At 71.0% G+C, this 12,696-nt stretch carries 13 protein-coding genes; 9 read left to right on the top strand and 4 right to left on the bottom strand.

Features of this window, described 5'->3' with window-relative positions:
- Window positions 1–2 precede the first annotated feature (2 nt).
- The 6 genes from ACQPYZ_RS27870 to ACQPYZ_RS27845 all read left to right on the top strand — a co-directional run bounded on the left by ACQPYZ_RS27870 (window position 3) and on the right by ACQPYZ_RS27845 (window position 6,538).
- Entirely contained in the window at window positions 3–689 is a 687-nt protein-coding gene (locus ACQPYZ_RS27870; RefSeq protein WP_433161268.1) for a VOC family protein, read from the top strand.
- Window positions 690–1,751 carry a succinyl-diaminopimelate desuccinylase gene (gene dapE / locus ACQPYZ_RS27865; RefSeq protein WP_433161266.1) on the top strand — a complete coding sequence of 354 codons (1,062 nt, stop codon included), beginning with the start codon at window positions 690–692 and terminating at the stop codon, window positions 1,749–1,751.
- Between the two features lie 127 nt (window positions 1,752–1,878).
- A complete protein-coding gene (locus tag ACQPYZ_RS27860; protein WP_433169773.1) occupies window positions 1,879–2,685 on the top strand; it encodes a TIGR00730 family Rossman fold protein in 807 nt (268 codons plus the stop codon).
- A gap of 75 nt (window positions 2,686–2,760) precedes the next feature.
- Window positions 2,761–5,490, top strand: coding sequence for a DivIVA domain-containing protein (locus tag ACQPYZ_RS27855; protein ID WP_433169771.1), 2,730 nt, complete (start codon window positions 2,761–2,763; stop codon window positions 5,488–5,490).
- Between the two features lie 11 nt (window positions 5,491–5,501).
- On the top strand, window positions 5,502–5,981 hold the full coding sequence (locus ACQPYZ_RS27850; protein ID WP_433161264.1) for an SRPBCC family protein: 480 nt from the start codon (window positions 5,502–5,504) through the stop codon (window positions 5,979–5,981).
- Window positions 5,978–6,538 carry a DNA-3-methyladenine glycosylase I gene (locus ACQPYZ_RS27845; protein ID WP_433161263.1) on the top strand — a complete coding sequence of 187 codons (561 nt, stop codon included), beginning with the start codon at window positions 5,978–5,980 and terminating at the stop codon, window positions 6,536–6,538. Before ACQPYZ_RS27850 ends, ACQPYZ_RS27845 begins: the two co-directional genes overlap by 4 nt.
- A gap of 303 nt (window positions 6,539–6,841) precedes the next feature.
- Here ACQPYZ_RS27845 and ACQPYZ_RS27840 read toward each other — a convergent pair whose 3' ends face one another.
- Both ACQPYZ_RS27840 and ACQPYZ_RS27835 read right to left on the bottom strand, forming a co-directional pair.
- The gene (locus tag ACQPYZ_RS27840; RefSeq protein ID WP_433161261.1) at window positions 6,842–7,633 is read right to left on the bottom strand and encodes an enoyl-CoA hydratase/isomerase family protein; all 792 of its coding nucleotides are present in this window, start codon (window positions 7,631–7,633) and stop codon (window positions 6,842–6,844) included.
- A gap of 33 nt (window positions 7,634–7,666) precedes the next feature.
- Window positions 7,667–8,485, bottom strand: a complete 819-nt coding sequence (locus ACQPYZ_RS27835; RefSeq protein WP_433161259.1) for a PaaX family transcriptional regulator — start codon at window positions 8,483–8,485, stop codon at window positions 7,667–7,669.
- Window positions 8,486–8,649: 164 nt separating this feature from the next.
- Between ACQPYZ_RS27835 and ACQPYZ_RS27830 the strand changes: the two genes are divergently transcribed.
- From ACQPYZ_RS27830 to ACQPYZ_RS27820, 3 genes are all read left to right on the top strand, one after another.
- Entirely contained in the window at window positions 8,650–8,817 is a 168-nt protein-coding gene (locus tag ACQPYZ_RS27830; protein ID WP_012923066.1) for a DUF3117 domain-containing protein, read from the top strand.
- A gap of 141 nt (window positions 8,818–8,958) precedes the next feature.
- Window positions 8,959–10,476 (top strand): leucyl aminopeptidase family protein, encoded by a 1,518-nt coding sequence (locus ACQPYZ_RS27825; RefSeq protein ID WP_433161258.1) that lies wholly within the window; start codon window positions 8,959–8,961, stop codon window positions 10,474–10,476.
- Complete coding sequence (locus ACQPYZ_RS27820) at window positions 10,476–10,928, top strand: group II truncated hemoglobin (protein ID WP_433161256.1); 453 nt, start codon at window positions 10,476–10,478, stop codon at window positions 10,926–10,928. Before ACQPYZ_RS27825 ends, ACQPYZ_RS27820 begins: the two co-directional genes overlap by 1 nt.
- Here the strand turns inward: ACQPYZ_RS27820 and glgA are convergent.
- Entirely contained in the window at window positions 10,919–12,082 is a 1,164-nt protein-coding gene (glgA, locus tag ACQPYZ_RS27815; RefSeq protein WP_433161254.1) for a glycogen synthase, read from the bottom strand. The two genes, ACQPYZ_RS27820 and glgA, sit on opposite strands and share 10 nt — an antisense overlap.
- Before the next feature lie 18 nt (window positions 12,083–12,100).
- A complete protein-coding gene (locus ACQPYZ_RS27810; protein WP_433161252.1) occupies window positions 12,101–12,646 on the bottom strand; it encodes a GNAT family N-acetyltransferase in 546 nt (181 codons plus the stop codon).
- Window positions 12,647–12,696 lie beyond the last annotated feature (50 nt).

Genomic DNA, 12,696 nt, shown 5'->3' with positions numbered 1-12,696 from the left:
GCATGAGTGTCGCCCGGTTCAAGGATCTCTGTGTGGACGTGACCTCGCCGAGCGCGATGGTCGCGTTCTGGGGCCGCGTGCTCGGGTTGACCGCACCGGCCGACAACCCGGACGTGCTGGTCGGCGACGTTCCGGAGAAGACCATCTGGTTCAACACCGTGGACGAGCCGCGGACGGTGAAGCAGCGCGTCCACCTGGACGTGCACACCGGCTCCATCGACGACCTGATCCGCGAGGGCGCGACGATCCAGACACCCGCGACGGACGAGCTGCCGTGGACGGTCATGGCGGACCCGGAAGGCGGTGAGTTCTGCGGCTTCGTCCGCGAGACCGTTCCGGCGTACCGGTTGATGGAGCTGATCGTCGACTCGGCCGCGCCGGAGGCGCAGGCGCGCTGGTGGGCCGGGCTGGTCGGCGGCGACTTCATGAGCCGCCCGGGCACGCCGTACTACTGGCTCGAGAACGTGCCCGGCCTGCCGTTCCCGTACTGGGTGTTCGTCCCTGTCCCGGAGCCGAAGAAGGTGAAGAACCGGATCCACTGGGACGTCACCGCACCCGCCCTGCAGCCCGTCCTCGACGCCGGCGCGACCCTGCTGCGGCCGAAGGACGACGAGATCGGGTGGCACGTCTGCGCCGATCCCGAGGGCAACGAGTTCTGCGTGTTCCTACCACCGGCAGAGGAATCCTGAATGGCCAAGCTCGACCTGACCCAGCCGAGTCCGGACCTGACCGAGACGCTGGTGAACATCTCCTCGGTCAGCGGCACCGAGGAGAAGCTGGCGGACAAGCTCGAGCGGGCGCTGTCCGGGTTCGGCCACCTGAAGGTATTCCGGCACGGGAACACCGTGGTCGCCCGGACCGACCTCGGCCGGGACGAGCGGATCGTGATCGCCGGCCACATCGACACCGTCCCGCTGAACGACAACCTCCCGGCCCGGCGCGCGGCCGGCCTGATCCACGGGCTCGGCGCCTGCGACATGAAGGGCGGCCTCGCGGTCGGTCTCCGGCTGGCGGCCACGCTGACCGAGCCGAACCGGGACGTCACCTACGTCTTCTACGACTGCGAGGAGGTCGAGGCCGAGCGGAACGGCCTGTTCAAGCTGACCCGGTCGAATCCGGAGCTCCTCGAGGGCGTCTTCGCGGTCGTCATGGAGCCGTCGAACGCGGTCGTCGAGGCCGGCTGCCAGGGCACGATGCGGGTCGAGATCACCACCCGCGGCGAGCGCGCGCACTCGGCCCGCTCCTGGATGGGGTCGAACGCGATCCACGCGGCCGGCGGGATCCTCGAACGGCTGGCGGCGTACGAGCCGCGCCGGGTGCCGATCGACGGCCTCGAGTACCGCGAGGGCCTGAACGCGGTCGGCATCCACGGCGGCGTCGCCGGCAACGTCGTACCCGACCTGTGCACGGTCGAGATCAACTACCGGTTCGCGCCGAGCCGGTCCGAGGCCGAGGCGGAGGCGCACCTGCGGGAGGTCTTCGAGGGGTACGACGTGGTCGTCACGGACTCGGCGCCCGGGGGACTGCCGGGGCTGGAGCGGCCGGCCGCGGCGGCGTTCCTGGAGGTGGTCGGGGGTGAGCCGCGGCCGAAGTTCGGGTGGACCGACGTGGCCCGGTTCACGCTGCTCGGCGTACCGGCGGTGAACTACGGGCCCGGTGACCCGCTGTACGCGCACAAGCAGGACGAGTTCGTGCCGGAGGCCGACATCGAGCAGTGTGAACAGCGGCTGAGAGCCTGGTTGACGGCGTAGGTACTCCTCGTGGCCGGGTCCGCGTCAGCGGGCCGGTGTTCACTGTCCGCACTACTGTGGAGGTATGGCAGAACCCTCGATCCACCCCGACCGGCCGGCCGGCCAACAGCAGCGCGGCCCGGTCGTGATGCGGCGCAACCAGGTGCAGAACTCGACCTCGGAGCAGCGGCTGCTGGACAGCCGCGGCCCGTCGGACTGGGTGCACACCGACCCCTGGCGCGTGCTGCGGATCCAGTCGGAGTTCATCGAGGGGTTCGGCATGCTCGCCGAGCTCGGGGCCGCGATCAGCGTGTTCGGGTCGGCCCGGACCAAGCCGGACGACCCGATGTACGCCGCCGCGGAGGAGCTCGGGCGGAAACTCGTCGGCGCCGGCTACGCGGTGATCACCGGCGGTGGACCGGGCGTGATGGAGGCGGCGAACAAGGGTGCCTCCGAGGCCGGTGGCGTGTCGGTCGGGCTCGGCATCGAGCTGCCCTTCGAGAACGGCCTGAACGAGTGGGTCGACATCGGCATGAACTTCCGCTACTTCTTCACCCGGAAGACGATGTTCGTGAAGTACGCCCAGGGGTTCGTGGTGATGCCGGGCGGGTTCGGCACGCTGGACGAGCTGTTCGAGGCGCTCACGCTGGCGCAGACCCGGAAGGTCACGTCGTTCCCGGTCGTGCTCTTCGGCACGTCGTACTGGAACGGCCTGGTCGACTGGCTCCGGGAGACGATGCTCGCGGACGGGAAGATCTCGCCGGCCGACCTGGACATGTTCGTGGTCACCGACGACGTGGCCGAGGCGATCAGCTACATCGTCAAGGCCGGTGAGCTGGCCGACGCCGCCGCCGAGGAGGCAGCGGCCGCGGCCGCCCGCGACGTGGCCGAGGCGGACAACCCGGAAGCCCGCGAGCGGCGGGAGGCGCACCGGCTCGGGTCGGACGGCAGCTGACCCGGTTTCGCGGAGGGCCGAATCGCGCTCCGGTTGTGCGGGTGACTTCGTCGGCATGGCACGATCGGTCCCGTGATGTGGTTCTTCGGGCTGGTCGTGGTGCTGTTGATCGGGGCTGTCGCAGTGGTGGCCTCGGGTCGTTGGGGTGCCATGAGTACGGCGTACGACGACCGGCCCGACCTGAGCGTCCCGGCCAGGCAGACGCTCACCGCCACCGACATCGAGTCGGCCCGGTTCGGCGTCGGCCTGCGCGGCTACCGGATGGACGAGGTCGACTCGCTGCTCGAACGCGTCGCCCGTGAGGTCGCCGAACGCGACCGCCGCATCGCCGACCTGGAACGCGCCGTCTCCCCGATCGTCGACGGCCCCGGCTTCACCTCCGGCACCGACTACGACCCCGCCGACTTCGACGACACCGGCACCCACAAACCCATCCTCGTAGGCGGCAACTTCCCCGACTCCACCCCCACCGACCAACCCCCCACTGAAACCCCCGCCGACCCAACCGCCGCAGCGTCCCCCACCGAGGAGCACTCGGCCCCCGCAACCACGCACCTCACCGAGGAGCAGTCGACCCGCGCAGCCGACGCCGCGCCCGCCGACGACGAGCTCGCGGCATCTCGTTCGGCCGAGGAGCAGTCGGCCCACGCCCTCGCCACCACGCCCGCCGCTGAGGGCCTGCCCGCCGACGACCAGCTCGCGGCGTCTCGCCCGCCCGAAGAACACCCCGCCGACCCCCGCTCGAACAAGCCACAGAGCGCCGCCGAGCCCACCGAGCCGGAGTCCACCGACGGTCAGCCAGTGGAGTCTCGCTCGGCCGCGGAGCAGTCCCCCGACGCACGCCTCGCCGAGCAACCGGCCGCCGACGCCCCACCCGCGGAGTCTCGCTCAGCCGCGGACCAGCCCGCCGACGCACGCTTCGCCGAGCAACCGGCAGCCGGCGCCCAGCCCACCGACGCCCTGCCCGCGGGATCTCACTCGGCCGGGGTACAGCCCGCGGACGCAGGCTTCGCCGAGCAACCGGCAGCCGGCGCCCAGCCAGCCCACCCGAGGTCCGCCGACACGCCGCCCACGGCCGCCACGCACACCGAGCCGGGGTCCGCCGATGCCCCGCCCACGGCCGCGCGGCCCGGCGACGCACAGCCCGGCGACGCACAGCCCGGCGACGCACAGTCCGCTGACGCGCAGGCCGGCGAGTCGGCGTTCTCGGACGCTCGGCCTGCCGAGGCGCAGCCCGCGGTGACCGTCCAGCAGACCGAGCGGGCGCGTGCGGAAGCGGCCGAGGACGACTCGGAGCCGGACACGCTCGAGGTGCCGGTCCGCGACACCTCCGAGGCAGCCAACGAGTACGAACGCCTCCAAGCAGAAGCCCGAGCCATGCTGGACGCCCAGTCCCAGCCGCCCGCCCCGCGCACCCAGGCCGGGCCCACCTCCAACCCCTCGGTGCAGCATCCCGAAGCATCGCTCTACTCAGACGCTCACCCGCCTCACCACCAGCAGGCGGAATCACCTGGCCAGTCAGACGGCTACCCGCCGCAGCATCCCGCGGAAGCACCGCGCCAGTCCGACGCCTATCCGCCGCACCATCCCGCGGAAGCACCGCGCGAGTCCAACGTCTACCTGCAGCAGCAGGCGGACGCGTACGCCCCGCAGGAGCCGTACATCGGTCAACAGCCAGAGCCGTACAGCCCGCAACAGTCGGAGCCCTTCGGTCAGCACCCGGAGGCGATCGGTCAGCAGGACTACAACCCGCATCAGTCCGAGGACTACGGCTCGCGTCAGGCGGGGGCCTTTGCGCCGCAACAGTCCTACGAGCAGGCGTACACGCAACAGCCGGACCCGTACGGACAGCCCGAGCCCACACCGTGGTTCCCGACCGAGCCTGACCTGCCCGCCGACGCCCACCAGCCCGCTCAGCCGGCCCAGCAGCCGCTCCCCCCCGAGCCTCAGCAGGCTCCATCTGCACAAAGCACCCAGTCGGCGCCAACTCCCCACTGGACGCTCCCAGCCGCAGCTCCCCAGTGGCAACAGCCAACCCACGACCCCTACGCAGAACAGCAGCCGCCAACCCCACACCACGAGTCGGCGCAGCCGCAGTACGCCGAGCACCAGCCGGAGCAGGCGCCGTACGCCGAGGGTCGGGCGGGGCAGGCGCATTACGCGGAGCGTCAGCCGGAGCAGGCTGAGCAGTACAACCAGCAGGCTCAGCACCAGCCCGAGCAGGTGCAGTACGCCGAGGGTCGGGCGGAGCAGGCGCAGTACGCCGAGCGTCAGCCGGAGCAGGCGCAGTACGCCGAGCGTCAGCCGGAGCAGGCTCTGCAGTCGTGGTACAGCCAGCAGGCTCAGCAGCAGCCGGAGCCGGCCCAGCAGCAGGTGCAGCACTCACAGCACCGGCCGGAGCAGGCGCAGTACGCCGAGGGTCGGGCGGAGCAGGCGCAGTACGCCGAGGGGCGGGCAGAGCAGGCGCAGTACGCCGAGCGTCAGCCGGAGCAGGCTCAGCAGTCGCAGTACAGCCAGCAGGCTCAGCAGCAGGTCGAGCCGGCCTCGGAGCAGGTTCACTACACACAGCACGAGCCGGAGCAGCAGCAGCCCGAGCCGCCGGAGTACGGGCAGCAGCCGCAGCAGGCGGAGCAGGCGCAGGAGGGGTGGCAGTTTTGGCCGCCGGCGGATCAGCAGCCGGCTACGCCTCAGTGGCCGGTTCAGCAGGCACCTGCGGAGCCGGCCAACGGACATGCGCCTCAGCAGCACTCGCCTCATCAGGAGCACCCGCCGCAGCAGCACGCGCCGCAGCAGCGGCCGAGTTGAGCGTTGCACCGATGAATGCCGCGCCTACCTGCCATGCCGAGGCCTCGGTTCAGTTGCCGTTGGGGCCGGAGGTGGCGTGGGAGATCGTGATGGACTGGGATCGGCAGTCGCGGTGGATGGTGCTCACTCGCGTCTGGGCGACCGAGAACGACGGGGTCGGCCTCGGCGGCGGGGTCGCGGCGCGGACTTCTGTCGGTGGCGTGGGGTTCACTGATGACATGGTCATCACGCACTGGGATCCGCCGCGCGAGTGCACGGTGAAGCACCTGGGCACGGTCGTCCGCGGGACCGGTACGTTCGCGATCGTCCCCGGCCGCCGGGGCGTCGACGACGCGGGCCTGCAGTCGGACGTCTGCACCTTCATCTGGTCCGAGGACGTCGTACTGCCGCTGGGCAAGCTCGGGGTCGCCGTGTGGCCGTTGATCCGCGCGCCGTTCGAGATGTTCCTGCGGATGTCGTTGCGGCGGCTGGTGCGGGAGGTCGCGCGATGACCGTGATCGGGCCCGACGGGCAGCCGCGGTGCGGGTGGGCGACCTCGGCGCCGGAGTACGTCGAGTACCACGACAACGAGTGGGGCAAGGAGATCCGCGACGACGTCGGGCTGTTCGAGCGGATGACGCTGGAGGGGTTCCAGTCGGGGCTGTCGTGGATCACGATCCTGCGGAAGCGGGAGAACTTCCGGGCTGCGTTCGCGCAGTTCGACCCGGCGGTGATCGCGAAGTACGACGCCGACGACTTCGAGCGTTTGATGGCGGATCCCGGCATCGTGCGCAACCGGCTGAAGATCAACGCGACCATCAACAACGCGCGGGCGCTGCTGGAGCTGGACGAAGGCGAGCTGACCGAGCTCCTGTGGTCGTTCCAGCCGGCCGAGCACAAGGCGCCGAAGACACTGGCCGACGTGCCGGCGACCACGCCGGAGTCGGTCGCGATGTCGAAAGCCCTGAAAAAGAAGGGTTTCGTGTTCGTCGGGCCCACCACGGCGTACGCGCTGATGCAGGCGACCGGCATCGTCAACGACCACCTCTCCACCTGCATCGCGCGCTGACGATCACGGCTGGAGTGGCATAGCCCGGTGACCCGATCGGGCATGCGGTGGAAGGGCTTACAGACGCCGCTGGCGGATGCACGTGCAGCGAGCTTGTGCATCTGCAAGCCGCGCTCAGGAATCCCGAAAATAAGGGAAGACAAACGGCTGAACGAGTTGTGTTCCGGGCACTGAACGTGATGAGGTGTTCAGCGGGCTCCCCGGTCTGTCAGGTGGTTGTCCGGCCGTGACTCGCCCGGCCGGAACGCGGTCGGGGAGCCCACCAAACGTTCCGCCGCCAGCATCAAAGGTTGCCTATGGCACCTACCGCCCGTTGAAGGTCGGCTTCTCCTTGGCGACGAAGGACGCGACCGCGTTGCGATGGTCCTCGGTGTCGCCGGTGAGCTGCATCTTCCCGGCCTCGAACACCAGCGACTCCGCCAGCGTGTGCGTCGCCGAGTACCCGAGCGACTGCCGCACCGCGCCGTACGCGACCGTCGGTCCGGCCGCCAGCTTCGCGGCCAGCTCGCCGACAGCAGCAGACAGCTCGGCCGCCGGTACGACGCTCGTTGCGAGACCGAGCGCCATCGCCTCATCGGCGGGCACCGTCCGCGGGAAGTAGAGCAGCTCGAGCGCCTTCGCGTGCCCGATCAGCCGGGGGAGGGTCCAGGAGATCCCGGTGTCGCACGACAGCGCGATCCCGGTGAAGGCGAGATTGAATCCTGCCGTGTCCGCGACGACCCGGAAGTCGCAGGCGAACGCCATCGACGCGCCGGCCCCGGCCGCGACCCCGTTGACGGCCGCGATCACCGGCTTCGGCATCTCGGCCAGCGCCTGCGCGATCGGCGCGAAGTGTTCCGGCACGGTGCTCCACAGCGCGTCCGTGTCGTCCGCCTCGAGCAGGCCGATGTGCTCCTTCAGGTCCTGCCCGACACAGAACGCCCGGCCGGTCCCGGTCAGGACGACGACCCGGACCGAGTCGTCCTCGGCGGCCGTCAGCACGGTGTCGCGGAGCAGGACCTTGGTCGGCGTGTCCAGCGCGTTCATCGCGTCCGGCCGGTTCAGCGTGATGGTGGCGACGCCATCGGTGAGGGCGTAGGTGACGGAGTCACTCATCGTGGTCAGCTCCTAGACATTCGGTGAAGAAACTCAGTGATCGGTCAGGCAGTCGTCGACGAAACGCCCGGCCGCGGGGCTCAGTCGTTCGGCGTGGAAATCGAAGAACGCGGCCGCCCGCGTCCCGGCCCAGTCGTGCGGCAGCAACTCGGCCGGCAGCCCCGGGTCCCGGAACAGGAACTTGCGCCACTCGTGCACCAGCTCCGACCGGACGGCGAACGCCTGCTCGTCGGACGTGTCGTCGCCGGCGGTCTCCACCAGCGCCTTCGCCTCGATCAGCCAGGCGTCGTACGACGCGCCGAGTTCGTCGAGCCGCCACACCCGCCGGGCGAACTCGATCGCGCCGTCGTCCACCGGCGCCCGGAAGCGGTCCGTGGCGATGCCTTCGACACCGAGGATCTGGTCGACCTCGGCGTCGTTGCGCAGCCCGACCCAGGCGCCGTCGGACAGCGGAGCCCACCCCAGGAAGGCGAGTTGGCTCGCCAGCTGCTCGCGGCGGCGCGCGTTCGGCACCTCGCGGAGGATGCCCAGGTGCCAGTGTCGGTCCCAGTCGCCGGAGCCGTTGCCGTCGGCTCCGGAACCGTTGCCTTCGGGCCCTGTCCGGTAGATCCGGGCGGCCGCGTCGTCCAGCCGGCGACGCGCCCGGGCGGTCAGCGCGTATCCGGGCTGGCCGTCGATCCGGACCGGCTCCAGCCAGCCCTGGCGGACCATCCGGGACACCGCGGTCCGGACCGCCGGAGGGTGCACGCCGAGCGGCGCGAGCAGGCGGACGAGGGCCGCGACCGGGGCCCGCGCACCACGCTGGCGCAGGTGGTCGCCGTACAGGTCGAAGAGGGCAGAACGGGCGTGCACGTGCCTGAGTCTGCCGTATGGTGCACGGCTCTGGCCTGTGATCGGGAATAATGGGTTCTGATACACACTGCGATACGCGCCGACGGCGCATCACCGCACGGCGCCGGCGACGGTACCCAGTGCGGTGTCGTCGCTCAACACCGACACTGGGAAGGGGTGCGCGCATGGCGGCGATGAAGCCGCGGACGGGCGATGGTCCGCTCGAGGTCACCAAGGAGGGGCGGGGGATCGTGATGCGGGTTCCGCTCGAGGGCGGCGGTCGGCTCGTCGTCGAGCTGAACGCCGACGAAGCGACTGAGCTGGGCAACGCGCTCAAGGCCGTCGTCGGCTGAGCGATCCTCTTCCGGGAGTGCACCCCGCACTCCCACAGATCCTTGCGACCCCGGTGGGTGCCTCTTTGCGGCACCGGCCGGGGTCGTTACGGTTACCCGGGCGCTTTCTCCAACTTTTGATCACACAGTGAGGTCCTTCTCGTGGCTCGCCGCAGCAGCAAGTTCGCCTTCCCGACTCTTCCGGCCGTGGCCTGGCAGCCCGGCCTGCCGGTGCACGGAGCCCCGACCTGGGTGATCGTGGTCGGTGAGGGCGGCCTGCCGGCCGCGGCGAAGGACGCGGGCGAACGTCTCGGCGTCGACCTCGGCCGGCTGCTCGAGGTCCAGCAGGCGACCGGCTTCAGCCCGACCGCCGGCGCGACCGCGACGTACCCGTTGCTCAGCGGCGAGGTGACCGAGATCCTGCTGGTCGGTGCCGGCGACGGCAGCGCCGCGGACCTGCGACACGCCGGGGCGGCGGTCGCGCGGTTCGGCCGCGGCAAGGACGAGCTCACCACCGTTGTTGCCGACGGCATCGATGATGCGGGGCTGCAGGCGTTCGCCGAGGGCGTCGTGCTGGGATCGTTCACCTACACCCTGAAGACGGTCGACCCGGGCAAGCCGGTGGTCGGCCGGGTGACCGTGACCGACGGCTCCGACGACGACCGGCAGGTCGAGCTCGACCGCGGGGTCGTGATCGGGCGGACCGGCTGGCTGGCGCGGCAGTTCGCCACCACCCCGTCGAACGAGAAGGACCCGGCCTGGCTCGCCGCGCGCGCCACCGAGCTGGCCGCGGAGACCGGCCTCGAGGTCACGGTGTGGGACGAGAAGCAGCTCGCCGCCGACGGGTTCGGCGGCATCCTCGCGGTCGGCAAAGGGTCGACCCGGCCGCCGCGGTTCATCCGGCTCGACTACGTCCCGTCCGGCGCGACCGACGACACGCCGTACGTCGTCCTGGTCGGCAAGGGCATCACCTACGACACCGGCGGCCTGTCGCTGAAGCCGCGCGAGAGCATGGTCTCGATGAAGCGCGACATGACCGGCGGCGGCTCGGTGATCGCGACGCTGTCCGCGCTGCGTGAGCTCGGCGCGCAGGTCCGGGTCACCGGGCTGGTCTGCGCGGCGGAGAACATGCCGTCCGGGACGGCGTACCGGCCGGACGACGTGATCCGGCACTACGGCGGCCGCACCACCGAGGTCAAGAACACCGACGCCGAAGGCCGGCTCGTGCTCGCCGACGGGCTCGCCTACGCCGTCAAGGAGCTCGAGCCCGACGTCGTCGTGGACATCGCCACGCTCACCGGCGCGATCAAGGTGTCGCTCGGCTCGATGCTGTACGGCGGCCTGTTCGCCACCGACGACGCCCTCGCCGACAATCTCGCCGACGCCGGCCGGGTGTCGGGGGAGAAGCTGTGGCGGATGCCGCTGCCGGCGGAGTACCAGGAGCTGATCGCGACGCCGATCGCCGACTCCGTCAACAGCTCCAAGGGGCCCGGCTCGATCACCGCGGCGCTCTTCCTGAAGCCGTTCGCCGGCGACGTCCCCTGGGCCCACCTCGACCTCTCGTCCATCGCCGAGTCCCCGGCGGACCGCTTCGAGTACACCACCGGCGCCACCGGCGCCGGCGCCCGCCTGCTCACCACCTGGCTGACGTCCCCGACCCCGACCGCTGGGATCGGCTGATGACGAGCGTGTTCGAGGCCGCGGGTGGGGCCGAGGGCATGCGGCGGCTGGCGCACGCCTGGCACGTGCGCGTGCTGGCGGACGAGGTGGTGAGCCACGCGTTCAGCCACGGGTTCCACCCGGACCACACCGAGCGGCTGGCGGCGTACTGGGGTGAGGCCTTGGGCGGGCCGACGGCGTACACGGAAGCGTACGGCGACGAGTCGTCCGTCGTCCGCATGCACAGCGGGAACGGCCAGCACGACGAGATGGACCGGCGGGCGATCGCGTGCTTCGACCAGGCGCTGACCGACACCGGCCTGGACGGCGACGACCGCCTCCGTGCCGTGCTGCACGACTACTTCAGCTGGGCGACGACCGTGTCGATGTCCAGGTACCACGCCTCGGCGGACGACGTACCGGCCAACCTGCGGATCCCCCGGTGGTCCTGGAACGGGCTCGTTCAGGGGTGAGAGGCTAGGCTGCTGTAAAGCTCGACCGTGCGGTCGGCGACGGCGTTCCAGCCGAACTGGGTGACCGCTCGTTCGCGGCCCGCCTTGCCCATGGCTTCGGCCTTGGCGGGGTTGTCGATCAGCTCGTTGATGCCGTCGGCGAGGCCGCGTTCGAAGGCGTCGACGTCGTTCTCGTCGTACCGGACGAGCGTGCCGGTGACGCCGTCGTCGACGACCTCGGGGATGCCGCCGACCGCGCTCGCGACGACGGCCGTCTCACAGGCCATCGCCTCCAGGTTGACGATGCCGAGCGGCTCGTAGACCGACGGGCAGCAGAACGCCAGCGCGTGCGTCAGCACCTGCCGGACCTCCTCGCGCGGCAGCATCTCGGAGACCACGAACACGCCGTCCCGGGCCGTCTTGAGGTCGTCGATCAGGGCGTCGGTCTCGGCCTTCAGCTCGACCGTGTCGGCCGCGCCGGCGAGCAGCACGAGCTGGACCGACGGGTCCAGCCGGAGCCCGGCCCGGAGCAGATGCGGGACACCCTTCTGCCGGGTGATCCGGCCGACGAAGGTGACGTACGGGCGGTTCAGGTCGATGCCGAGCCGCTCCAGCACGGTGGTCGCCGGGTCCGGCCGGTAGAAGTCGGCGTCGATCCCGTTCGAGATCACGTGCACCTTGGCCGGGTCGATCGCCGGGTAGCAGTCGAGTACGTCGTCCCGCATGCCGCGACTGACCGCGACCACGGCGTCGGCCGCCTCGTACGCCGTCCGCTCGGCCCAGCTCGACAGCCGGTAGCCGCCGCCGAGCTGCTCGGCCTTCCACGGGCGGCGCGGCTCGAGCGAGTGCGCGGTCACGACGTGCGGTACGTCGTACAGGAGTTTGGCCCAGTGGCCGGCCATGTTGGCGTACCAGGTGTGCGAGTGCACGAGCTGGGCCTCGCCGACCGCGGCGGTCATGGTCAGGTCGGTGGAGAGGATCCGCAGCGCGGCGTTCGCCCCGGGGATACGGTCGTCCTCCTCGGAGTGCGCGGTCGCGCCCTGGCGTGGCTCGCCCATGCAGTGCACGTCCACGTCGAGCAGCCGGCGCAGCTCGCGGACCAGGAAGTCCACGTGCACCCCCGCCCCGCCGTACACGTCCGGAGGGAACTCACGCGTCAGGATGGCGACCTTCATGCAGCCGACACTAGGACATCACGACGTGCGGGTGGGTACCCAGAAGCGGAGCTTTCCGTGTCGCTCGTCCTCCAGCTCACCGCCGGCCGCCTCGATCACCTTGCGCGAGCCGACGTTGTCGGTGTCGCAGGTGACCAGGGCCGGGTCGATGCCGAGCCCGGCCGCGACCGGGAGCGACTCGGCCAGCATTCGGGTCGCGTGGCCCTGTCCGCGGGCCGACGGGCGGACGACGTACCCGATGTGGCCGCCAAGCTCGGTCAGGGCCGGGGTGAGCCGGTGCCGGATCGCGACCCGGCCGAGCCACTCGGCGCCGTCGACGTACCAGAGCATGGTCTGGTGGACGATGTCCGGCGGCATCACCGACTCCGGGCGCGCGTCGGCCTCGAGTGCCTCGACCAGCCGGGCGAACCCGGCCGGATCCGCCACCTGGTCCCGGGTCCACTCCCGGTCGCCGCCGGCGTATGCCCGCACTCCCATCCAGTGACTGTCGTCCGGACCCAGCTCGTCCCACGCGGCGAGGAACGAACGGTGAACGGCAACGGTCGGCGCAACGAGCTCTGGCATCCTCCCAGTGTCCCGACACTCGCAAACGCTTATGCGACCGGGGATCGGAG

Source organism: Kribbella sp. CA-247076 (genome assembly GCF_050942445.1).
In the GTDB taxonomy this organism is placed as follows: Bacteria; Actinomycetota; Actinomycetes; order Propionibacteriales; family Kribbellaceae; genus Kribbella.
The sequence above is the reverse complement of the archived record's forward strand: the minus strand, read 5'-3'. Positions and strand labels throughout refer to the sequence as shown.